Origin of the sequence: Pseudomonas tructae, from assembly GCF_004214895.1 — a bacterium.
GTDB lineage: Bacteria > Pseudomonadota > Gammaproteobacteria > Pseudomonadales > Pseudomonadaceae > Aquipseudomonas > Aquipseudomonas tructae.
Genome location: NZ_CP035952.1, coordinates 5403461 through 5427500 on the forward strand (window position 1 = coordinate 5403461; position 24040 = coordinate 5427500).

The 24040-nt window shown below is 56.6% G+C and carries 18 protein-coding genes, 4 tRNA genes and 2 rRNA genes (1 of these 24 only partly in view); all 24 read right to left on the reverse strand.

All coding sequences use genetic code 11. The annotated features are described in order from the left end of the window. Positions 1–5 precede the first annotated feature (5 nt). The gene (gene rplC / locus EXN22_RS24850; RefSeq protein ID WP_130266517.1) at positions 6–641 is read right to left on the reverse strand and encodes a 50S ribosomal protein L3; all 636 of its coding nucleotides are present in this window, start codon (positions 639–641) and stop codon (positions 6–8) included. 80 nt (positions 642–721) lie between these two features. Then, positions 722–1033 (reverse strand): 30S ribosomal protein S10, encoded by a 312-nt coding sequence (gene rpsJ, locus EXN22_RS24855; RefSeq protein ID WP_003186070.1) that lies wholly within the window; start codon positions 1031–1033, stop codon positions 722–724. A gap of 142 nt (positions 1034–1175) precedes the next feature. Then, positions 1176–2369 (reverse strand): elongation factor Tu, encoded by a 1194-nt coding sequence (gene tuf, locus EXN22_RS24860; RefSeq protein ID WP_130266518.1) that lies wholly within the window; start codon positions 2367–2369, stop codon positions 1176–1178. A gap of 31 nt (positions 2370–2400) precedes the next feature. Next, positions 2401–4545 (reverse strand): elongation factor G, encoded by a 2145-nt coding sequence (fusA, locus tag EXN22_RS24865; RefSeq protein WP_130266519.1) that lies wholly within the window; start codon positions 4543–4545, stop codon positions 2401–2403. 30 nt (positions 4546–4575) lie between these two features. Next, positions 4576–5046 (reverse strand): 30S ribosomal protein S7, encoded by a 471-nt coding sequence (gene rpsG, locus EXN22_RS24870; RefSeq protein ID WP_008089143.1) that lies wholly within the window; start codon positions 5044–5046, stop codon positions 4576–4578. Between the two features lie 119 nt (positions 5047–5165). Then, positions 5166–5537 (reverse strand): 30S ribosomal protein S12, encoded by a 372-nt coding sequence (gene rpsL / locus EXN22_RS24875; protein ID WP_003186084.1) that lies wholly within the window; start codon positions 5535–5537, stop codon positions 5166–5168. A gap of 210 nt (positions 5538–5747) precedes the next feature. Next, positions 5748–9947 carry a DNA-directed RNA polymerase subunit beta' gene (rpoC, locus tag EXN22_RS24880; RefSeq protein WP_130266520.1) on the reverse strand — a complete coding sequence of 1400 codons (4200 nt, stop codon included), beginning with the start codon at positions 9945–9947 and terminating at the stop codon, positions 5748–5750. Positions 9948–10011: 64 nt separating this feature from the next. Beyond that, positions 10012–14085 (reverse strand): DNA-directed RNA polymerase subunit beta, encoded by a 4074-nt coding sequence (rpoB, locus tag EXN22_RS24885; protein WP_130266521.1) that lies wholly within the window; start codon positions 14083–14085, stop codon positions 10012–10014. A gap of 220 nt (positions 14086–14305) precedes the next feature. Beyond that, positions 14306–14671, reverse strand: a complete 366-nt coding sequence (gene rplL, locus EXN22_RS24890; protein ID WP_130266522.1) for a 50S ribosomal protein L7/L12 — start codon at positions 14669–14671, stop codon at positions 14306–14308. 78 nt (positions 14672–14749) lie between these two features. Then, positions 14750–15250 carry a 50S ribosomal protein L10 gene (gene rplJ / locus EXN22_RS24895; RefSeq protein ID WP_130266523.1) on the reverse strand — a complete coding sequence of 167 codons (501 nt, stop codon included), beginning with the start codon at positions 15248–15250 and terminating at the stop codon, positions 14750–14752. Between the two features lie 199 nt (positions 15251–15449). Beyond that, entirely contained in the window at positions 15450–16145 is a 696-nt protein-coding gene (rplA, locus tag EXN22_RS24900; RefSeq protein WP_045202241.1) for a 50S ribosomal protein L1, read from the reverse strand. Continuing rightward, on the reverse strand, positions 16145–16576 hold the full coding sequence (gene rplK / locus EXN22_RS24905; RefSeq protein WP_010220295.1) for a 50S ribosomal protein L11: 432 nt from the start codon (positions 16574–16576) through the stop codon (positions 16145–16147). The genes rplA and rplK overlap by 1 nt, the downstream gene beginning before the upstream one ends. Before the next feature lie 119 nt (positions 16577–16695). Next, the gene (gene nusG / locus EXN22_RS24910) at positions 16696–17229 is read right to left on the reverse strand and encodes a transcription termination/antitermination protein NusG (RefSeq protein WP_010220294.1); all 534 of its coding nucleotides are present in this window, start codon (positions 17227–17229) and stop codon (positions 16696–16698) included. Between the two features lie 9 nt (positions 17230–17238). Beyond that, positions 17239–17607: a preprotein translocase subunit SecE gene (gene secE, locus EXN22_RS24915; RefSeq protein ID WP_130266524.1), complete on the reverse strand. Its 369-nt coding sequence runs from the start codon at positions 17605–17607 to the stop codon at positions 17239–17241. A gap of 45 nt (positions 17608–17652) precedes the next feature. Then, positions 17653–17728: transfer RNA gene (locus EXN22_RS24920), tRNA-Trp, on the reverse strand. Positions 17729–17781: 53 nt separating this feature from the next. Next, positions 17782–18975 carry an elongation factor Tu gene (gene tuf, locus EXN22_RS24925; protein WP_130266525.1) on the reverse strand — a complete coding sequence of 398 codons (1194 nt, stop codon included), beginning with the start codon at positions 18973–18975 and terminating at the stop codon, positions 17782–17784. Positions 18976–19062: 87 nt separating this feature from the next. After that, a tRNA-Thr gene (locus EXN22_RS24930) sits at positions 19063–19138 on the reverse strand. A 26-nt stretch (positions 19139–19164) separates the two neighbouring features. Next, a tRNA-Gly gene (locus EXN22_RS24935) sits at positions 19165–19238 on the reverse strand. 23 nt (positions 19239–19261) lie between these two features. Next, positions 19262–19345, reverse strand: a tRNA-Tyr gene (locus EXN22_RS24940). Positions 19346–19497: 152 nt separating this feature from the next. Next, the gene (locus EXN22_RS24945; protein ID WP_130266526.1) at positions 19498–19926 is read right to left on the reverse strand and encodes a hypothetical protein; all 429 of its coding nucleotides are present in this window, start codon (positions 19924–19926) and stop codon (positions 19498–19500) included. A 7-nt stretch (positions 19927–19933) separates the two neighbouring features. Next, positions 19934–20680, reverse strand: a complete 747-nt coding sequence (locus EXN22_RS24950) for a pantothenate kinase (protein ID WP_130266527.1) — start codon at positions 20678–20680, stop codon at positions 19934–19936. Then, on the reverse strand, positions 20670–21629 hold the full coding sequence (gene birA, locus EXN22_RS24955; RefSeq protein ID WP_130266528.1) for a bifunctional biotin--[acetyl-CoA-carboxylase] ligase/biotin operon repressor BirA: 960 nt from the start codon (positions 21627–21629) through the stop codon (positions 20670–20672). The genes EXN22_RS24950 and birA overlap by 11 nt, the downstream gene beginning before the upstream one ends. A 236-nt stretch (positions 21630–21865) precedes the next feature. Further along, positions 21866–21981 (reverse strand): 5S ribosomal RNA (gene rrf, locus EXN22_RS24960). Positions 21982–22125: 144 nt separating this feature from the next. Next, a 23S ribosomal RNA gene (locus EXN22_RS24965) occupies positions 22126–24040 on the reverse strand; it runs 975 nt beyond the window's last position.

Below are 24040 nucleotides of genomic sequence, written 5' to 3' on the forward strand. Positions count from 1 at the left end.
TCCCCTTAACCGCGAGCCTTGGCAGCCGGACGCACAACCAGATCGCTGCCAGTTGCGCCTGGAACGGCACCCTTGACCAGCAACAGATTGCGTTCAGCGTCGACGCGCACTACTTCGAGGGACTGAACGGTCACGCGCTCGGCGCCCATGTGACCGGACATTTTCTTGCCCTTGAATACACGACCAGGAGTCTGGCACTGGCCGATAGAGCCCGGGACGCGGTGGGAGACGGAGTTACCGTGGGTGTTATCTTGACCGCGGAAATTCCAGCGCTTGATGGTACCGGCAAAGCCTTTACCCTTGGACTGACCGGTAACGTCTACCAGCTGACCTGCAGCGAAGATTTCAGCGTTGATCGAATCACCGGCCTGGAACTCGCCTTCTTCAAGACGGAACTCCCAGACACCGCGACCCGCGGCAACGTTCGCTTTAGCGAAGTGACCTGCTTGAGCAGCAGTCACACGCGAAGCGCGACGTTCACCGACAGTGACTTGCACTGCACGATAGCCATCGGTTTCTTCAGTTTTGAACTGGGTGACGCGATTCGGCTCGATCTCAATGACCGTGACCGGAATGGAGACACCTTCTTCGGTGAAAATACGGGTCATACCCGCTTTTCGACCGACTACACCAATAGTCATGTTGTAAACCTCATGAGTGTACGGGGCTTTCACCCGCTATGGCCGCCCATTTCAGAGCGTTACACGACTAAGACCGTGTCTTAGCCGAGGCTGATCTGCACTTCCACACCGGCCGCAAGATCAAGCTTCATAAGTGCATCAACGGTTTTATCCGTTGGCTGGACGATGTCCAGAACGCGCTTATGAGTACGGATCTCGTACTGGTCACGCGCGTCTTTGTTGACGTGCGGGGAGACCAGAACGGTGAACCGCTCTTTACGGGTAGGCAGTGGAATTGGACCACGCACTTGAGCACCAGTACGTTTCGCGGTTTCCACGATTTCCTGGGTGGATTGGTCGATCAGGCGATGGTCAAAAGCCTTCAACCTGATACGGATTTGCTGATTTTGCATTGGATTTCAGACTCCAGGCTGCTATTCCCACCGGGCGCACTACGCCCGTTAAAAGGAGGCGTGATTCTATAGAGGCCCCCACTGAGTGTCAACCCAATAAAAAAGCCCCCGCTGAGCGGGGGCCTTTTTAAACGATCAACGATTACTCGATGATTTTGGCTACGACGCCGGCGCCGACGGTACGACCGCCTTCACGGATAGCGAAACGCAGACCGTCTTCCATCGCGATGGTCTTGATCAGGGTGACTTCCATCTGGATGTTGTCACCTGGCATTACCATTTCAACGCCTTCTGGCAGCTGGCAGTTACCAGTCACGTCAGTAGTACGGAAGTAGAACTGTGGACGGTAGCCTTTGAAGAACGGAGTGTGACGACCGCCTTCTTCTTTCGACAGAACGTAGACTTCTGCGGTGAACTTGGTGTGCGGCTTGACCGAACCTGGCTTGACCAGAACCTGGCCACGCTCAACGTCGTCACGCTTGGTACCACGCAGCAGAACGCCGCAGTTCTCGCCAGCACGACCTTCGTCCAGCAGCTTGCGGAACATCTCAACACCGGTGCAGGTGGTGGTGGTGGTGTCACGCAGACCAACGATTTCCAGTGGATCCTGAACGCGGACGATACCACGCTCGATACGACCGGTAACAACGGTACCACGACCGGAGATCGAGAATACGTCTTCGATTGGCATCAGGAACGGCTTGTCGATAGCACGCTCAGGCTCTGGGATGTAGCTGTCCAGAGTCTCAACCAGCTTCTTGACAGCGGTGGTGCCCATTTCGTTGTCGTCTTTGCCTTCCAGCGCCATACGAGCCGAACCGATGATGATCGGGGTGTCGTCGCCTGGGAAGTCGTAGGTGGACAGCAGGTCGCGAACTTCCATCTCGACCAGTTCCAGCAGCTCAGCGTCGTCTACCAGGTCAGCCTTGTTCAGGAAGACCACGATGTACGGAACGCCTACCTGACGGGACAGCAGGATGTGCTCACGGGTTTGTGGCATCGGACCATCGGCGGCCGAGCAAACCAGGATCGCGCCGTCCATCTGGGCAGCACCGGTGATCATGTTCTTCACGTAGTCAGCGTGACCTGGGCAGTCAACGTGAGCGTAGTGACGAATGTTCGAGTTGTACTCGACGTGCGCGGTGTTGATGGTGATACCACGAGCTTTTTCTTCTGGAGCCGAGTCGATTTTGTCGAACTCAACGACGGCCGAACCGAAAACTTCGGAGCAGACGCGGGTCAGAGCTGCGGTCAGAGTGGTTTTACCATGGTCAACGTGACCGATGGTGCCAACGTTGACGTGCGGAAGGGAACGATCAAATTTTTCTTTAGCCACGACAGTGAACTCCTAGCCTAAAGGGGCTGAATCAGCCTTGTTTTTTAACGAGAGCTTCGACGATGTTCGACGGAGCTTCGGCGTATTTGGAGAATTCCATGGAGTAGCTCGCGCGACCCTGAGACATGGAACGAACATCGGTCGCATAACCGAACATTTCTCCGAGCGGCACTTCAGCACGGATAACCTTGCCGGAGACCGAATCATCCATACCCTGGATCATGCCGCGACGACGGTTCAGGTCACCCATCACGTCACCCATGTAGTCTTCCGGGGTTACAACTTCGACCTTCATGATCGGCTCGAGAACCTGGCCGCCGCCCTTCTGGGCCAGCTGCTTGGTTGCCATCGAAGCAGCGACCTTGAACGCCATTTCGTTGGAGTCGACATCGTGGTACGAACCGTCGAATACCGTGGCCTTCAGGCCGATCAGAGGATAGCCGGCAACGACGCCGTTCTTCATCTGCTCTTCGATACCCTTCTGGATCGGGGCGATGAATTCCTTAGGAATCACACCACCAACGACTTCGCTGGTGAACACCAGACCTTCGGTGATGTTGCCTTTGTCGTCCACGTCCGGCTCCGAGAAACGGATCCAGCAGTGACCGAACTGACCACGACCACCCGACTGACGAACGAACTTGCCTTCGATCTCGACGTTGGACTTGGTGATCCGCTCGCGGTACGAAACCTGAGGCTTACCGATGTTGGCTTCGACGTTGAACTCGCGCTTCATGCGGTCAACGAGGATGTCCAGGTGAAGCTCGCCCATACCCGAAATGATGGTCTGGCCGGTTTCTTCGTCGGTCTTGACGCGGAACGACGGGTCTTCCTGAGCGAGCTTGCCCAGGGCGATACCCATCTTCTCCTGGTCCTGCTTGGTCTTCGGCTCGACAGCTACCGAGATCACAGGCTCCGGGAAATCCATACGCTCGAGGATGACTGGCTTGTCGGCGTTGCACAGGGTGTCACCAGTGGTGACGTCCTTCATGCCGATCAGCGCAGCGATGTCACCTGCCAGCACTTCCTTGATCTCTTCACGCTGGTTGGCGTGCATCTGCACCATACGACCAACGCGCTCTTTCTTGCCCTTGACCGAGTTGATCACGGAATCGCCAGACTGCAGCATGCCCGAGTAAACGCGCACGAAGGTCAGGGTACCCACGAACGGGTCAGTAGCAATCTTGAACGCCAGAGCCGAGAACGGCTCGTCATCGGAAGCGTGACGCTCGATGTGACGAACTGCCGGATCTTCCTTATCCAGTTCCTTGTCATCCGGGTTGATACCCTTGATCGCAGGAATCTCGGTCGGAGCAGGCAGGAAGTCGATAACAGCGTCGAGAACCAGAGGAACGCCCTTGTTCTTGAACGAAGAACCGCAGACAGCCGGAACGATCTCGCTGGCCAGGGTGCGCGCACGCAGACCGGCTTTGATTTCTTCGACGGTCAGCTCACCTTCTTCAAGGTACTTGTTCATCAGCTCTTCGTTGGCTTCGGCAGCGGCTTCGACCATATTGGCGCGCCACTCTTCAGCCAGCGCCAGCATATCGGCAGGAATTTCTTCCTCGCGATAGGTGGTGCCCTTGTCGTCGTCGTTCCAGTAGATAGCCTTCATCTTGATCAGGTCGACCTGACCCTGGAAGTTATCTTCCGAACCGATGGCCAGCTGAACAGGAACCGGGGTGTGACCCAGGCGGTTCTTGATCTGACCTACGACGCGCAGGAAGTTGGCACCAGCACGGTCCATCTTGTTCACGTAAACAACACGCGGAACACCGTACTTGTTGGCTTGACGCCATACGGTTTCGGACTGCGGCTCAACGCCGGAAGTGCCACAGAACACAACGACCGCGCCGTCGAGTACGCGCAGCGAACGTTCTACTTCAATGGTGAAGTCAACGTGGCCGGGGGTATCGATGACGTTTACGCGGTAGTTGTCGTACTGGCCACGGGAACCCTGCCAGAAGGTGGTTACAGCAGCGGAGGTAATGGTAATACCCCGCTCCTGCTCCTGCACCATCCAGTCGGTGGTCGCGGCGCCATCATGCACCTCGCCCATTTTGTGGCTCAGACCTGTGTAGAACAGGATCCGCTCGGTAGTAGTGGTCTTGCCCGCATCAACGTGCGCGCAAATACCAATGTTACGGTAGCGGTTGATTGGTGTAGTACGAGCCATAGAGCCCTCGCAAAAATAGTGATGCCGGAATTAGAAGCGGTAGTGCGAGAACGCCTTGTTGGCTTCAGCCATACGGTGTACGTCTTCACGCTTCTTGACTGCAGCACCTTTGCCTTCAGCAGCATCCAGCAGCTCGCCAGCCAAGCGCAGAGCCATGGACTTCTCGCCACGCTTGCGGGCGTAGTCTACCAACCAGCGCATTGCCAGGGCGTTACGACGGGAAGGACGAACTTCAACAGGAACCTGGTAAGTGGCACCGCCAACACGGCGCGACTTTACTTCGACCAGCGGAGCGATGGCGTCGAGAGCTTTCTCGAAGATTTCCAGGGGATCGCTGTTCTTGCGTTCCTTGACCTTGTCCAGTGCACCGTAAACGATACGCTCGGCAACGGCTTTCTTGCCGCTTTCCATGACGTGGTTCATGAACTTGGCGAGAATCTGCGATCCGTATTTTGGATCGTCCAGAATCTCACGTTTGGCTGCTACACGACGACGTGGCATTGATAAGCCCTCAAACGGTCTTCAGGTTAGCCCGGGACAGTGCCCCTAAGGGTGCGTGCCCGACCTTACTCTTATCGACTCAATAAAATGAATAACTGCAAACTGCTACAAACGGCCGATTACTTCGGACGCTTGGTACCGTACTTCGAACGACCTTGGTTACGACCTTTGACGCCGGAGGTATCCAGGGAGCCGCGAACGGTGTGGTAACGAACACCTGGCAAGTCTTTTACACGGCCGCCACGAATCAGGACGACGCTGTGCTCTTGCAGGTTGTGGCCTTCACCACCGATGTACGAGGAAACCTCGAAACCGTTGGTCAGACGCACGCGGCATACTTTACGCAGTGCCGAGTTAGGTTTTTTCGGCGTGGTGGTGTACACACGGGTGCACACGCCACGACGTTGCGGGCAGTTCTGCAGCGCAGGAACGTCGGATTTCTCGACGATACGCTTACGCGGCTGACGTACCAGCTGGTTGATAGTTGCCATCTACTAGCTCCACTGTTGTCTTGCGACGCTATTGTCTTGCAAGAAAAGCAAAAATTGGCAGGACGAAGTCCCACCAAATTTAGGGGTACAAGAGTCTAAAGAGGATCTTGCCCCCAGTCAAGACAAGGCCCCGGCTCTCCCCTTCCGGTCATCGGCAACAAAAGATGTCGCCGATGGCCAAAACAGGTTTACCGGGGCCCCGTCCTACTTTCAGTTACCGCTGGAGTTCAACGCTTCTGTCAGTGCGGCTTCCACCTCACTGGCACTTACGCGCAGCGGCTTGTCGGCATCACGGCGACGCTTGCGCTCGCTGTGGTAAGCCAGACCGGTACCGGCCGGGATCAGACGACCCACGACCACGTTTTCTTTCAGGCCGCGCAGGTAGTCGCGCTTGCCGGTTACCGCCGCCTCGGTCAGTACTCGAGTGGTTTCCTGGAAGGAAGCCGCCGAGATGAACGATTCGGTGGACAGCGAGGCCTTGGTGATACCCAGCAGTACGCGAGTGAACTTCGAGACGAACTTGTCTTCCGCACCGAGGCGCTCGTTCTCTACCAGTACGTGGGTCAGTTCCATCTGGTCGCCCTTGATGAAGCTGGAATCACCCGACTCGGCAATCTCGACCTTGCGCAGCATCTGACGCAGGATGGTTTCGATGTGCTTGTCGTTGATCTTCACGCCTTGCAGACGGTAAACGTCCTGAATCTCGTTGACGATGTACTTGGCCAGCGCGCTGACACCCAGCAGACGCAGGATGTCGTGCGGATCGCTCGGACCGTCGGAGATAACTTCGCCGCGGTTCACTTGTTCGCCTTCGAAGACGTTCAGGTGACGCCACTTTGGAATCAGCTCTTCGTACGGGTCGCTACCGTCGTTCGGGGTGATGACCAGACGGCGCTTGCCCTTGGTCTCTTTACCGAAGGCGATGGTGCCGCTGACTTCAGCCAGAATCGAGGCTTCTTTCGGACGACGGGCTTCGAACAAGTCAGCAACCCGCGGCAGACCACCGGTGATGTCACGGGTCTTCGACGTTTCTTGCGGGATACGCGCGATAACGTCACCGACACCGATCTGGGCACCGTCAGCCACACCAACCAAGGCGTTCGCCGGCAGGAAGTACTGAGCCGGTACATCGGTACCTGGCAGCAGCAGATCCTTGCCATTGGCGTCGACCATCTTGATTGCAGGACGGATTTCCTTGCCTGCAGCCGGACGGTCTTTGACGTCCAGAACTTCAATGTTGGTCAAACCAGTCAATTCGTCAGTCTGACGCTTGATGGTGATGCCTTCTTCCATGCCCACGAAGGTCACGGTACCTTTCATTTCGGTAACGATCGGGTGGGTGTGCGGGTCCCACTTGGCGACGATTGCGCCAGCGTCGACCTTGTCGCCTTCCTTCACGGAAATGACCGCACCGTAAGGCAGCTTGTAGCGCTCACGCTCACGACCGAATTCGTCGGCAATCGCCAATTCACCGGAACGCGACACGGCAACCAGGTTACCGTCGGCACGCTCAACCTGTTTCAGGTTGTGCAGGCGAACCATACCGCCGTTCTTCACCTGGACGCTGTCGGCAGCCGAGGTCCGGCTTGCAGCACCACCGATGTGGAACGTACGCATGGTCAGCTGGGTACCCGGCTCACCGATCGACTGGGCAGCGATAACGCCGACCGCTTCACCGATGTTCACCTGGTGACCGCGAGCCAGGTCACGACCGTAGCACTTGGCGCAGATGCCGTAGCGGGTTTCGCAGCTGATCGGCGAACGCACGATCACTTCGTCGATGCTGTTCAGCTCGATGAACTCGACCCACTTCTCGTCGACCAGGGTGCCGGCCGGAACGATAACGTCGTCGGTGCCTGGCTTGAACACGTCACGGGCAATAACACGACCCAGTACACGCTCACCCAGCGGCTCTACAACGTCGCCGCCTTCAATGTGCGGCGTCATCAGCAGGCCTTGCTCGGTACCACAGTCGATCTCGGTAACCACCAGATCCTGGGCAACGTCTACCAGACGACGAGTCAGGTAACCGGAGTTCGCGGTTTTCAACGCGGTATCCGCAAGACCCTTACGAGCACCGTGAGTCGAGATGAAGTACTGAAGTACGCTCAGACCTTCACGGAAGTTCGCGGTGATCGGCGTCTCGATGATCGAGCCGTCCGGCTTGGCCATCAGACCACGCATACCGGCCAGCTGACGAATCTGAGCTGCCGAACCCCGGGCACCGGAGTCAGCCATCATGTACATCGAGTTGAAGGACTCTTGCTCGACTTCGTCACCATTGCGGTCGATGACCTTCTCTTTCGAGAGGTTGGTCATCATCGCCTTGGACACTTCGTCGTTCGCCTTGGACCACAAGTCGATGACTTTGTTGTACTTCTCGCCCTGGGTTACCAGGCCGGAGGCGTACTGGCTCTCGATCTCTTTCACTTCGTCGGTGGCTGCACCGATGATGCGGGCTTTTTCATCCGGGATAACGAAGTCGTTAACACCGATGGAAACGCCGGAGATGGTCGAGTAGGCAAAACCGGTGTACATCAACTGGTCAGCGAAGATCACGGTCTCTTTCAGACCAACCACGCGGTAGCACTGGTTGATCAGCTTGGAGATCGCTTTTTTCTTCATCGGCTGGTTGACCACATCGTACGACAGACCTGGCGGTACAACCTGGAACAGCAGAGCACGGCCGACAGTGGTGTCGACGATACGGGTACCGCTGACGCTGCCACCATCACGATCGTTGACGGTTTCGTTGATACGAACCTTGATCTTGGCGTGCAGGGCAGCTTCGCCGGCGCGGAATACGCGGTCGACTTCCTGCAGGTCAGCGAATACGCGACCTTCGCCCTTGGCGTTGATAGCTTCACGGGTCATGTAGTACAGACCCAGTACAACGTCCTGCGACGGAACGATGATTGGCTCACCGTTGGCTGGCGACAGGATGTTGTTGGTCGACATCATCAGCGCGCGCGCTTCGAGCTGGGCTTCCAGCGTCAGCGGCACGTGAACGGCCATTTGGTCGCCGTCGAAGTCGGCGTTGTACGCAGCACAGACCAGCGGGTGCAGCTGAATAGCCTTACCTTCGATCAGTACCGGTTCAAACGCCTGGATACCCAGACGGTGAAGGGTCGGTGCACGGTTGAGCAGTACGGGGTGTTCGCGAATCACTTCAGCGAGAACGTCCCAGACCTCTGGCAGCTCGCGCTCGACCATTTTCTTGGCGGCCTTGATGGTGGTCGCCAGACCACGCATTTCCAGCTTGCCGAAAATGAACGGCTTGAACAGCTCGAGGGCCATCTTCTTCGGCAGACCGCACTGGTGCAGACGCAGGGTCGGACCTACGGTAATTACCGAACGGCCGGAGTAGTCAACACGCTTACCGAGCAAGTTCTGACGGAAACGACCTTGCTTACCCTTGATCATGTCGGCCAGGGATTTCAGAGGACGCTTGTTCGAACCAGTGATGGCACGACCGCGACGGCCGTTGTCCAGCAAGGCGTCGACCGCTTCCTGCAGCATGCGCTTTTCGTTGCGCACGATGATGTCCGGCGCGGACAGATCGAGCAGGCGCTTCAGACGGTTGTTACGGTTGATCACCCGACGATACAGATCGTTCAGGTCGGAAGTCGCGAAGCGACCACCATCCAGCGGAACCAATGGACGCAGATCTGGCGGCAGTACCGGCAGAACGGTCAGGACCATCCACTCAGGCAGGTTGCCCGAACCCTGGAAGGCTTCCATCAGTTTCAGACGCTTGGACAGCTTCTTGATCTTGGTTTCCGAGTTGGTCTGCGGAATTTCTTCGCGCAGGCGACCGATCTCGTGCTCCAGGTCGATAGCGTGCAGCAGCTCGCGGACAGCCTCGGCACCCATGCGGGCATCGAAGTCGTCACCGAACTCTTCCAGCGCTTCGAAGTACTGCTCGTCGTTGAGCAGTTGGCCTTTTTCCAGGGTGGTCATGCCCGGGTCGATAACGACGTAGCTCTCGAAGTAGAGAACGCGCTCGATATCACGCAGGGTCATGTCCATCAGCAGGCCGATACGCGACGGCAGCGATTTCAGGAACCAGATGTGGGCAACCGGCGAAGCCAGTTCGATGTGCGCCATGCGCTCACGACGAACCTTGGCCAGGGCGACTTCAACGCCGCACTTCTCGCAGATCACGCCGCGGTGCTTCAGGCGCTTGTACTTACCGCACAGGCACTCGTAGTCCTTGACTGGGCCAAAGATCTTGGCGCAGAACAGGCCGTCACGCTCAGGCTTGAACGTACGGTAGTTGATGGTTTCCGGCTTTTTAACTTCACCGAACGACCACGAACGGATCATCTCAGGCGAGGCCAATCCGATACGGATGGCGTCGAACTCTTCGACTTGACCCTGGTTTTTCAGCAAATTCAGTAGGTCTTTCAAGGCCTTTCCTCCTGGCGGAGCAGGGAGCGGGCTTTTCAGCCACGCTCCCGATTCGCGTCACGTGTTATTCGGTTTCCAGATCGATATCGATACCGAGCGAACGGATCTCTTTGATCAACACGTTGAAGGACTCGGGCATGCCCGGCTCCATACGGTGATCGCCGTCCACGATGTTTTTGTACATCTTGGTCCGACCGTTCACATCGTCCGACTTCACTGTGAGCATTTCTTGCAGGGTGTATGCCGCGCCGTATGCTTCCAGCGCCCACACTTCCATCTCCCCGAAACGCTGACCACCGAACTGCGCCTTACCACCCAGCGGCTGCTGGGTAACCAGGCTGTAAGAACCAGTGGAACGCGCGTGCATCTTGTCGTCCACCAAGTGGTTCAGCTTGAGCATGTACATGTAACCAACGGTCACATGACGCTCGAACTTGTTGCCGGTACGACCGTCGAACAGCTGCATCTGACCGCTTTCTGGCATGTCTGCCAGTTTCAGCATGGCCTTGATCTCGCTTTCCTTGGCACCGTCGAAGACTGGAGTGGCCATTGGCACACCGCCTTTGAGGTTCTTCGCCAGGTCCAGGATTTCCTGGTCGGAGAAGGTCTCAAGCTCTTCCTGACGACCACCGATCTCGTTGTAGATTTCGGTGAGGAACTTGCGCAGTTCAATGACCTTGCGCTGCTCTTCGAGCATGCGGTTGATCTTCTCGCCCAGACCTTTGGCCGCCAGGCCCAGGTGGGTTTCGAGGATCTGACCAACGTTCATACGCGATGGTACACCCAGCGGGTTGAGTACCACGTCAACTGGCGTACCGTTGGCGTCGTGCGGCATGTCTTCGACCGGCATGATCACCGAGACCACACCTTTGTTACCGTGACGACCGGCCATCTTGTCGCCCGGCTGGATGCGACGACGGATTGCCAGGTAGACCTTGACGATCTTCAGTACGCCCGGTGCCAGGTCATCGCCCTGCTGCAGCTTGCGCTTCTTGTCTTCGAACTTGTCGTCCAGCAGACGGCGACGATCAACGATGTAGGCCTGAGCCTTCTCGAGCTGCTCGTTCAGCGCGTCTTCGGCCATGCGCAGTTTGAACCACTGGCCGTGCTCCAGACCGTCCAGAACTTCGTTACTGATCACAGTGCCTTTCTTCAGGCCTGCACCACCATCTACAACCTGGCCGTTCAGAGCCGAACGCAGACGTTCGAAGGTTGCGCCTTCAACGATGCGGAACTCTTCGTTGAGGTCCTTGCGGATCTCGTCCAGCTGCATCTTCTCGATGGACAGCGCACGGCTGTCGCGCTCGACGCCATCACGGGTGAAGACCTGTACGTCGATGACAGTACCTTTGGTGCCGGTAGGCACGCGCAGGGAGGTGTCCTTAACGTCGCTGGCCTTCTCGCCGAAGATCGCACGCAGCAGTTTTTCTTCCGGAGTCAGCTGGGTTTCGCCTTTTGGCGTGACCTTGCCGACCAGGATGTCACCAGCGCCAACTTCAGCACCGACATAAACGATACCGGCTTCGTCCAGCTTGTTCAGCGCAGCTTCACCGACGTTCGGGATGTCCGCGGTGATTTCCTCTGGGCCAAGCTTGGTGTCACGGGCCACACAGGTCAGTTCCTGGATGTGGATCGTGGTGAAGCGGTCTTCCTGAACAACACGTTCGGACAGGCAGATGGAGTCTTCGAAGTTGAAGCCGTTCCACGCCATGAACGCGATGCGCATGTTCTGACCCAGCGCCAGTTCACCCATATCGGTGGACGGGCCGTCCGCCATGATGTCGCTACGCTGAACCGAGTCACCCTTACGCACCAGCGGACGCTGGTTGATGCAGGTGTTCTGGTTCGAACGGGTGTATTTGGTCAGGTTGTAGATGTCGACACCGGCTTCACCGGTTTCAACTTCGTCATCAGCAACGCGAACAACGATACGGCTGGCATCGACGGAATCGATCACGCCACCACGACGGGCCACGACGCAAACGCCGGAGTCACGGGCAACGTTACGCTCCATGCCGGTACCGACCAGCGGCTTGTCGGCGCGCAGGGTGGGTACAGCCTGACGCTGCATGTTCGAACCCATCAACGCACGGTTGGCGTCGTCGTGCTCGAGGAACGGAATCAGCGACGCTGCGACCGAAACTACCTGTTTGGGCGAAACGTCCATCAGGGTGACGTCTTCCGGCGCCTTGACGGTGAATTCGTTCAGGTGACGAACAGCTACCAGCTCGTCGATCAGGTGCTTCTTCTCGTTCATCGTGGCCGAAGCCTGGGCGATGACGTGATCAGCTTCTTCGATCGCCGACAGGAACACGATGTCGTCGGTAACCACGCCCTCTTTCACCACGCGGTACGGGCTTTCCAGGAAGCCGTACTGGTTGGTGCGAGCGTACGCAGCCAGGGAGTTGATCAGACCGATGTTCGGACCTTCAGGGGTCTCGATCGGGCACACACGGCCGTAGTGGGTCGGGTGTACGTCACGAACTTCGAAGCCTGCGCGCTCACGGGTCAGACCACCAGGGCCGAGTGCGGAGACACGACGCTTGTGGGTGATCTCGGACAGCGGGTTGTTCTGGTCCATGAACTGCGAGAGCTGGCTGGAACCAAAGAACTCTTTCACCGCCGCCGCAACCGGCTTGGCGTTGATCAGGTCCTGAGGCATCAGGCCTTCGCTTTCGGCCATCGACAGACGCTCTTTGACCGCGCGCTCTACACGCACCAGGCCAACGCGGAACTGGTTCTCGGCCATCTCGCCAACACAACGGACGCGACGGTTACCCAGGTGGTCGATGTCATCGACGATACCTTTGCCGTTACGGATGTCGACCAGGGTCTTGAGGACCTCGACGATATCTTCCTTGCTCAGCACGCCCGAACCTTCGATCTCGGTGCGACCGATACGGCGGTTGAACTTCATGCGACCAACGGCCGACAGGTCGTAACGCTCGGCGCTGAAGAACAGGTTGTTGAACAGGGTCTCGGCGGCATCCTTGGTTGGCGGCTCGCCAGGACGCATCATGCGATAGATCTCGACCAGCGCTTCGAGTTGATTGCTGGTGGAATCGATCTTCAGGGTATCCGAGATGAACGGACCACAGTCGATGTCGTTGGTGTACAGAGTCTCGAGGCGAACAACCTGAGCCTTGGCGATTTTCACCAGGACGTCAGTGCTCAGCTCGGTGTTGCACTCAGCCAGGATCTCGCCAGTAGCCGGGTGCACGATCGCCTTGGCGGTAGTGCGGCCCAGGACGTATTCCAGCGGAACGTCCAGCTGCTTGACACCTGCTTTCTCCAACTGGTTGATGTGGCGAGCGGTAATACGACGACCCTGCTCGACAATCACCTTGCCGGTTTCGTCATGGATATCCATGACCGCAACTTCACCACGCAGACGCTGAGGCACCAGCTCCAGGCTGAGCTTCTCGCCCGATACGTGGAACACGTTGGTGGTGTAGAAAGCGTTCAGCACTTCTTCAGTGCTGTAGCCCAGCGCGCGCAGCAGAACCGACGCGGGCAGTTTGCGACGACGGTCGATACGGACGAATACACAGTCTTTCGGATCGAACTCGAAGTCCAGCCACGAGCCGCGGTAAGGAATGATCCGCGCCGAGTACAGCAGTTTGCCAGAGCTGTGCGTCTTGCCGCGGTCGTGATCGAAGAACACGCCCGGCGAACGGTGCAACTGGGAAACGATAACACGCTCGGTACCGTTGATTACGAAGGTACCGTTTTCAGTCATCAGGGGGATTTCACCCATGTAGACTTCTTGCTCTTTGATGTCCTTGATCGCTTTGTTCGACGATTCTTTGTCGAAAATGATCAGGCGGACTTTTACCCGCAGCGGAACCGCGTAGGTCACGCCGCGCAATACGCATTCTTTGACATCAAAAGCCGGTTCGCCCAGACGATAGCCAACGTACTCCAGGGCAGCATTGCCGGAGTAGCTGATGATCGGGAAAACCGATTTGAAGGCCGCATGCAGGCCCACGTCGCGGAACTGATCTTTGGTCGCTCCCGCTTGCAAGAATTCACGATACGAATCCAGCTGGATGGCCAGGAGGTAAGGCACATCCATGACGTCCGGCAACTTGCTAAAGTCCTTGCGGATACGTTTTTTCTCAGTGTATGAGTAAGCCATCAGCGTTCCCCAGCTTGGTCACCTGCTTGTTTGGCTTCTCCCGACGGGAGCAGCCAGAAAATCGTGCAAACCCCATGGTTTGCGCCACCGTCTTCGGTGGTTACCGCTCGTCATCGACGCCGACCTGGTCGGCCGCCAATAACGGAAAAAGGCCGGTGGCAAAAGCCACCAGCCATCAGCCTTTCGCTTATCGCTCGGGCTGGAGACGCACAGTCGAAAGTTACTTAACTTCGACTTCAGCGCCTGCTTCGGTCAGAGCCGCTGCAGCTTTGTCAGCTGCGTCTTTAGCGACGCCTTCCAGGATCACCTGAGGAGCGGTGTCAACCTTCTCCTTGGCTTCTTTCAGGCCCAGACCGGTCAGTTCACGAACAGCCTTGATCACGTTTACTTTCTTGTCGCCAGCGGCTTTCAGAACAACGTTGAACTCGGTTTGTTCTTCAACAACGGCAGCGGCAGCAGCTGGGCCAGCAGCGGCAACAGCAGCGGTAACGCCGAAGGTTTCTTCCATTGCTTTGATCAGCTCAACAACTTCCAGAACGGTTTTCTGGCCGATTGCTTCGATGATTTGCTCGTTAGTCAGAGACATGACTTAAATCCTGTATTGGGGTGACAGCCTACGCAGCCATCAAATTAAACGTATGATTTCGAAAGGGCTTGCGGTGCCTTAGGCAGCAGCAGCTTCTTTCTGGTCGCGAACGGCTGCCAGAGTACGAGCCAGCTTGCTGGTCGCGCCTTGGATCACGCTCATCAGCTTCGCAATAGCCTCGTCGCGGGTCGGCAGGGAAGCCAACACGTCGATCTGGTTTGCGGCAAGGAACTTGCCGTCGAACGCAGCTGCCTTGATCTCGAACTTGCTCTGACCCTTGGAGAACTCAGCGAACAGACGAGCAGCAGCGCCCGGGTGTTCGTTGGAGAACGCGATCAGGGTAGGGCCAGTGAACACGTCGTTGAGGACACTGAATTCAGTGTCAGCAACAGCGCGCTTGAGCAGGGTGTTACGTACAACACGTACGTAAACGCCAGCTTCACGAGCCTCTTTACGGAGTCCGGTCATTGCGCCTACAGTCACGCCACGGGCATCAGCCACGACAGCAGACAGGGCGACTTTGGCAGCCTCGTTGACTTCAGCGACGATGGCCTTCTTGTCTTCGAGTTTAATTGCCACGGGTAAAACTCCTGCTTGTTACCGTTTCATCCAGCCGAAGCCGGATGTCGTTTTGGTGTCTGACCCCATAAGGGACCAGGGGCACCATCTGCGTAGGCTTGTGGTTTAAGACTTGCGTCGCCTACGGTCTTGGATAGCCCCCGCCAGGCAGGGACCCCAATTTTTCAAGCGGACGCGATTACTCGCGCCGGCTTATGTCTTACGCGTTCAGCGAGCTCTGGTCGATGACCAGACCTGGGCCCATGGTGGTGCTCAGGGTAACGCGCTTGACGTAGATACCTTTCGAGGAAGCTGGCTTGATACGCTTCAGATCAGCGATCAGGGCTTCAACGTTTTCCTTCAGCTTGCCAGCTTCAAAGCCGATTTTGCCAACGGAGGTGTGGATGATGCCGTTTTTGTCGGTGCGATAACGAACCTGACCAGCCTTGGCGTTTTTAACCGCGGTGGCGACGTCTGGAGTTACGGTACCGACTTTCGGGTTAGGCATCAGGCCGCGAGGACCCAGAACCTGACCCAGCTGACCTACAACACGCATTGCGTCCGGAGAGGCAATAACAACGTCATAGTTCAGGTCGCCGCCTTTCATTTCGGCAGCCAGATCGTCCATGCCAACACGGTCAGCGCCGGCAGCCAGAGCGGCCTCAGCAGCTGGACCCTGGGTGAAGACAGCTACACGTACGGTCTTGCCAGTGCCGTGTGGCAGCACAGTAGCGCTACGAACGACCTGGTCGGATTTACGTGGGTCAACGCCGAGGTTGACAGCAACGTCGAAGGATTCGCTGAACTTCACGGTGGACAGTTCGGCCAGCAGCACTGCTGCTTCTTCGAAGTTGTAGACTTTGCCTGCTTCGATTTTCGAAGCAATGGCCTTTTGGCGCTTGGTCAGCTTAGCCATTACACACCCTCCACGTTGAGGCCCATGCTGCGAGCGGAACCGGCGATGGTACGCACGGCCGCATCCATGTCAGCAGCGGTCAGATCAGCATTTTTGGTTTTTGCGATCTCTTCCAGCTGAGCACGGGTCACAGTACCGACCTTGACGGTGTTCGGACGTGCAGAACCGCTGGTCAGGCCAGCTGCTTTCTTCAGCAGAACCGAAGCAGGGGTGCTTTTGGTTTCGAAGGTGAAGCTGCGGTCACTGTAAACAGTGATGATCACAGGAGTCGGCAGGCCGGCTTCTTGACCCTGAGTACGGGCGTTGAAGGCCTTGCAGAATTCCATGATGTTCACACCGTGTTGACCCAGTGCTGGACCAACGGGTGGGCTTGGGTTGGCCTGGCCGGCCTTTACTTGCAGCTTGATGTAAGCCTGAATCTTCTTAGCCATGAGCTACTCCAATATCGGGTACGAACGCCAGAAGGCTCCCCGGATGACTTGCGTTTTATCCCAGTGACGACAAAACCCCGCAGCACATAGGGCTGCGGGGTATGGGATGCGTTGTTCGGCTAGACCTTCTCGACCTGGCTGAACTCGAGCTCTACCGGGGTAGAGCGACCGAAAATAAGCACGGCCACTTGGATCCGGCTCTTCTCGTAGTTAACTTCTTCAACGGTACCGTTGAAATCAGCAAACGGACCATCGATAACACGGACAACTTCGCCCGGCTCGAACAGAGTCTTTGGTTTCGGCTTGTCGCTGCCATCAGCGACGCGACGCAGAATGGCCTCGGCTTCCTTGTCGGTGATTGGCGCAGGCTTGTCTGCAGTACCACCGATAAAGCCCATGACGCGCGGGGTATCCTTGACCAAGTGCCAAGTCCCTTCGTTCATGTCCATTTGGACCAGCACGTAACCTGGAAAGAACTTACGCTCGCTCTTGCGCTTCTGGCCGTTGCGCATCTCAACCACTTCTTCAGTGGGGACCAGAATCTCGCCGAAGCCATCTTCCATGCCAGCCAGCTTTACGCGCTCGATCAGCGAGCGCATTACATGCTTCTCGTAACCCGAGTAAGCATGCACAACATACCAACGCTTAGCCACGGGACACCCTTAGCCAACAATCAAGGAAATCAACCAACCCAGCAGGGAGTCGAGACCCCACAGCAGCAACGCCATCACCAGGACAACCGCCACTACGATGAGTGTGGTCTGCGTGGTTTCTTGGCGGGTTGGCCATACGACTTTACGAATCTCGGTGCGAGCTTCCTTTGCCAGCGCAAAGAACGACTTGCCTTTAGCGGTCTGCAGGGCAACAAAGCCAGCTACAGCTGCAAGGGCGAGCAGAACGAGTACGCGGTACAGAATCGGCGAAGCGGAGTAATAGTGGTTACCCACAACACCAACAACCACCAAAGCGACAACAGCCAGCCACTTGAGCAGATCAAAACGAGAGTCTTGGGCTTCAGCCTTGGGAGTCATCTAGGAAAATCCTGTGAAAAGAAAGCCAGACACACGAGGTGAATCTGGCAGGTCAGGAGGGAATCGAACCCCCAACCTACGGTTTTGGAGACCGTCGCTCTGCCAATTGAGCTACTGACCTAAAAGCTTATCAGGCCGGCCATTATGCCGGCCTGATCGAGAGAAATCAACTACTTATTCGATAATCTTTGCTACTACACCAGCGCCGACGGTACGACCGCCTTCACGGATAGCGAAACGCAGACCGTCTTCCATCGCGATGGTCTTGATCAGGGTGACTTCCATCTGGATGTTGTCACCTGGCATTACCATTTCAACGCCTTCTGGCAGCTGGCAGTTACCAGTCACGTCAGTAGTACGGAAGTAGAACTGTGGACGGTAGCCTTTGAAGAACGGAGTGTGACGACCGCCTTCTTCTTTCGACAGAACGTAGACTTCTGCGGTGAACTTGGTGTGCGGCTTGACCGAACCTGGCTTGACCAGAACCTGGCCACGCTCAACGTCGTCACGCTTGGTACCACGCAGCAGAACGCCGCAGTTCTCGCCAGCACGACCTTCGTCCAGCAGCTTGCGGAACATCTCAACACCGGTGCAGGTGGTGGTGGTGGTGTCACGCAGACCAACGATTTCCAGCGCATCCTGAATGCGGACGATACCGCGCTCGATACGACCGGTAACAACGGTACCACGACCGGAGATCGAGAATACGTCTTCGATTGGCATCAGGAACGGCTTGTCGATAGCGCGCTCAGGCTCTGGGATGTAGCTGTCCAGAGTCTCAACCAGCTTACGAACGGCAGTGGTGCCCATTTCGTTGTCGTCTTTGCCTTCCAGCGCCATACGAGCCGAACCGATGATGATCGGGGTGTCGTCGCCTGGGAAGTCGTAGGTGGACAGCAGGTCGCGAACTTCCATCTCGACCAGTTCCAGCAGCTCAGCGTCGTCTACCAGGTCAGCCTTGTTCAGGAAGACCACGATGTACGGAACGCCTACCTGACGGGACAGCAGGATGTGCTCACGGGTTTGTGGCATCGGACCATCGGCGGCCGAGCAAACCAGGATCGCGCCGTCCATCTGGGCAGCACCGGTGATCATGTTCTTCACGTAGTCAGCGTGACCTGGGCAGTCAACGTGAGCGTAGTGACGAATGGTCGAGTTGTACTCAACGTGCGCGGTGTTGATGGTGATACCGCGAGCTTTCTCTTCTGGAGCGCTGTCGATCTTGTCGAAGTCGACGATTGCCGAACCGAAAACTTCGGAGCAAACGCGGGTCAGCGCTGCGGTCAGCGTGGTCTTGCCATGGTCAACGTGACCAATGGTGCCGACGTTCACGTGCGGCAGACTACGATCAAACTTTTCCTTAGCCATCGAGACAACCCTCAGCGAGAAGAAATAAGCAAGTCAATACGACCATTAAAACAAAGGCAGATATTTTCATATCTGCCTTGTTTTGTATGGAGCTCTTGAGCGGATTTGAACCGCTGACCTCACCCTTACCAAGGGTGTGCTCTACCAACTGAGCTACAAGAGCGTAACACTTTGCAAAAGAAGCAAACTTGGAGCGGGTAGCGGGAATCGAACCCGCATCATCAGCTTGGAAGGCTGAGGTTCTACCACTAAACTATACCCGCGGAGCTTGCGGCTCTCGCTAAACTGGTGGAGGGAGAAGGATTCGAACCTTCGAAGCTCTCGCAACGGATTTACAGTCCGTCCCCTTTGACCGCTCGGGAATCCCTCCAGATTTGGCCGGCATTCTATTTAGATACCGATCCAGTGTCAAGCGTTTTTTCAAATTTTTTCAATCAAATCTGAAACTTAGCTGCTTTGACACCGCTTCCAGCTCTACCACCTAAGTGGTGTTCCCTGTGAAGCGGGCGCCATTCTATCAAGCTATTCGCCAGTTGCAATACCCTCGCACAACATTATTTTATGTTTTAAGTCTTTGAAATCATGGGAAAGTGTCCCGAGCACAGTTTGGTCCAGCAAACGTTGGCTCTGGGGCGCAATCTGCAGCCACAAACCCGTGCTGTCACCCAGGCGACCAGTCACCGGAACAGCGGCAATATCGAGGCTCAGCAAGCGCTGGCGCAATGCTTTGAGCTGTTCGGGCTCCACCAGCCCGCCTACATAGAGGCATTCCTGGCCCCGCTGGGGTGCTGCTTTACCCTTGCTCGACTCACTCAACAGACGAATATCCTGCTGATTACCCTTGTACAGCGACAACGGCGCCACTTCCTTGGCCTTCAAAGGCGCTTCCTGCTGGTGCCAGACGTAATAAAAGACATTGAGCACCACCAACAACAGAAACAACCAACGCATAGGCACCTCAATCCAGGGGACAAGCCATGGCCAGGCCGACGAACACCAGGTCCGGCACCACTCTGGCCTGTGGCGCGGCCTGCTGTACCAGCAGCGCATCGCCCCCGGTCAGCAATACAGTGAAGTTTTCACCCCATAATTCATGAGCATGCTCCAACTGAGAGCGCACGAAGCCCTGAAGCATGTGCACGCAGCCGCGCTCGACAGCCTCAACGGTAGAGCGCCCAGGTGCCAGGCTCGACAATGCGCGCTCAGCCGAGGCATCGTCATAGCGAATGCGCCGGGTATGGGTGCGCAGCTGGCTACGCATCAGCGGCATGCCAGGGCAGATGAACCCCCCAAGATGCTCGCCATCAGCAGCAACGAAGTCAGCCTTGGCGGCCGTGCCAAAATCCATGACCAGGCACGCACCATGGGCCAGATGAAAGCCACCCAACACCGCTAGCCAGCGATCCAGACCAAGGCGCTGATAGTCGTCGTAGCCATTGCGCACGCCACTAACTTCCCTGGCCGACTGGGCCACTACAACGTCCAGAGCGAAGTGCTGGGCGAGCCGCGCCGAAAGACTGGCGGTCTCCTCTTCGCTTCTGACACTGACCAGCCGGCAGCGCCGCGGCGCCTCAGGGAGCGTGGCGACAGCAGCCACCAGGGCCTGGTCGGAATCCACTATGCCACCGGCAACAACGGCACCTTCAGTGGCGTTGATGACCCGCCACTTGATAAAGCTGTTGCCGCAATCAAGCTCAAGAATCATCACGCAACCTCAGACTGAGCTCACCACCACTAAAGCTCTTTTCAACCCCATCGACCTCCAGGCGTAGCGCCCCTTGGCGATCAATACCCAGCACGACCCCGTCGATCCGGCTAACACCGGCAATCAAGGATACCGCAGCCCCCTGCCACAGATGGGCTTGCTCCCACTCGACCTGGAACGCAGCGAAACCAGCGTGCCGATGACGCTGCAGGTCCTGCTGCAGGTTCTGACTGAGCATAGCTACCAGCTGATTACGATCGACCGCCACGCCCGTCTCACGACGCACAGACGTCCACAGCTGATCGATCTGCTCATTGACCTGCATATTGACGTTAATACCGATTCCCAGCACCACATGACATACGTCTGCGGGATCGCCGACCAGCTCCAGGAGGATACCGGCGATCTTCTGATTGCTTACCAGAACGTCATTCGGCCATTTAAGCCCCGCTCCGCTCACGCCAAAAGCCTGCAGCGTGCGCATTACTGCCAGACCAACTACCAGGCTCAAACCTTCCAGCTGACGCATACCGCCCTCGATACGCAGCACCAGGCTGTAGTAGAGGTTCTCGGCAAACGGGCTGACCCACTGACGCCCCCGTCGACCACGTCCTGCCGCCTGGCGCTCAGCCAGCACCAGAAACGGCGCAGCCTGCCCCTCGCTGATCGAGCGCAGGGCCTGGGCGTTGGTCGAGTCGATGGATTCAAATATCAATACGGGCCACTGTTCGCCCTGGGAATGCTCGGCAATGGCCGACGCCTCCAGCAACGACAACGGCATAGCCAACTGGTAACCACGGCCACGAACCTTATGGATGGGCAGGTTCAACTCTGCCTCAAGAAGCTGCAATTGCTTCCAGACAGCGGCGCGACTGACGCCCAATGCCGCACCCAGGTCTTGCCCGGAATGGAACCGGCCATCCTTGAGGAGCTTCAACAACTTCAGCATGCCAATCTCGACTCACAATGAGGAGGGCATGATAGCCATGCAGGTGGGGATTGCATAGAAAACTGAGGGTGCACACTGGATCTGTGGCACTGCGAACCTGTAGGAGCGGGCTTGCCCCGCGATGCAATGTGCCTGACAGAATGCTATCGCGGGGCAAGCCCGCTCCTACAGTCGAGGCAAACGCAAGAAAGACAAAACCCCTACCTGCATGCGCAGATAGGGGTTTCGGAATTTAATCTTGACGATGACCTACTCTCACATGGGGAAACCCCACACTACCATCGGCGATGCATCGTTTCACTACTGAGTTCGGGATGGGATCAGGTGGTTCCAATGCTCTATGGTCGTCAAGAAATTCTGTTGCCAGAAGGTCTTGTTTAAGACACTCCAGCGAATCGGGTATGTGATGGTTTGTGAGGTACAAATCTTCGGCTTTGTGTCTTCACAACACCGCAATCTGATGCTCTTTCGAGTAGTCAAATTGCTTGGGTGTTATATGGTCAAGCCTCACGGGCAATTAGTATTGGTTAGCTCAACGCCTCACAGCGCTTACACACCCAACCTATCAACGTCGTAGTCTTCGACGGCCCTTCAGGGAGCTCAAGGCTCCAGTGAGATCTCATCTTGAGGCAAGTTTCCCGCTTAGATGCTTTCAGCGGTTATCTCTTCCGAACATAGCTACCCGGCAATGCCACTGGCGTGACAACCGGAACACCAGAGGTTCGTCCACTCCGGTCCTCTCGTACTAGGAGCAGCCCCTCTCAAATCTCAAACGTCCACGGCAGATAGGGACCGAACTGTCTCACGACGTTCTAAACCCAGCTCGCGTACCACTTTAAATGGCGAACAGCCATACCCTTGGGACCGGCTTCAGCCCCAGGATGTGATGAGCCGACATCGAGGTGCCAAACACCGCCGTCGATATGAACTCTTGGGCGGTATCAGCCTGTTATCCCCGGAGTACCTTTTATCCGTTGAGCGATGGCCCTTCCATACAGAACCACCGGATCACTAAGACCTACTTTCGTACCTGCTCGACGTGTCTGTCTCGCAGTCAAGCGCGCTTTTGCCTTTATACTCTACGACCGATTTCCGACCGGTCTGAGCGCACCTTCGTACTCCTCCGTTACTCTTTAGGAGGAGACCGCCCCAGTCAAACTACCCACCATACACTGTCCTCGATCCGGATAACGGACCTGAGTTAGAACCTCAAAGTTGCCAGGGTGGTATTTCAAGGATGGCTCCACGCGAACTGGCGTCCACGCTTCAAAGCCTCCCACCTATCCTACACAAGCAAATTCAAAGTCCAGTGCAAAGCTATAGTAAAGGTTCACGGGGTCTTTCCGTCTAGCCGCGGATACACTGCATCTTCACAGCGATTTCAATTTCACTGAGTCTCGGGTGGAGACAGCGCCGCCATCGTTACGCCATTCGTGCAGGTCGGAACTTACCCGACAAGGAATTTCGCTACCTTAGGACCGTTATAGTTACGGCCGCCGTTTACCGGGGCTTCGATCAAGAGCTTCGCGTTAGCTAACCCCATCAATTAACCTTCCGGCACCGGGCAGGCGTCACACCCTATACGTCCACTTTCGTGTTTGCAGAGTGCTGTGTTTTTAATAAACAGTCGCAGCGGCCTGGTATCTTCGACCGGCATGAGCTTACGGAGCAAGTCCTTCACCCTCACCGGCGCACCTTCTCCCGAAGTTACGGTGCCATTTTGCCTAGTTCCTTCACCCGAGTTCTCTCAAGCGCCTTGGTATTCTCTACCCAACCACCTGTGTCGGTTTGGGGTACGGTTCCTGGTTACCTGAAGCTTAGAAGCTTTTCTTGGAAGCATGGCATCAACCACTTCGTCGCCTAATGGCAACTCGTCATCAGCTCTCGGCCTTAAGATCCCGGATTTACCTAAGATCTCAGCCTACCACCTTAAACTTGGACAACCAACGCCAAGCTGGCCTAGCCTTCTCCGTCCCTCCATCGCAATAACCAGAAGTACAGGAATATTAACCTGTTTTCCATCGACTACGCTTTTCAGCCTCGCCTTAGGGACCGACTAACCCTGCGTCGATTAACGTTGCGCAGGAAACCTTGGTCTTTCGGCGTGGGAGTTTTTCACTCCCATTGTCGTTACTCATGTCAGCATTCGCACTTCTGATACCTCCAGCAAGCTTCTCAACTCACCTTCACAGGCTTACAGAACGCTCCTCTACCGCGTCACCTAAGTGACACCCGTAGCTTCGGTGTATGGTTTGAGCCCCGTTACATCTTCCGCGCAGGCCGACTCGACTAGTGAGCTATTACGCTTTCTTTAAAGGGTGGCTGCTTCTAAGCCAACCTCCTAGCTGTCTAAGCCTTCCCACATCGTTTCCCACTTAACCATAACTTTGGGACCTTAGCTGACGGTCTGG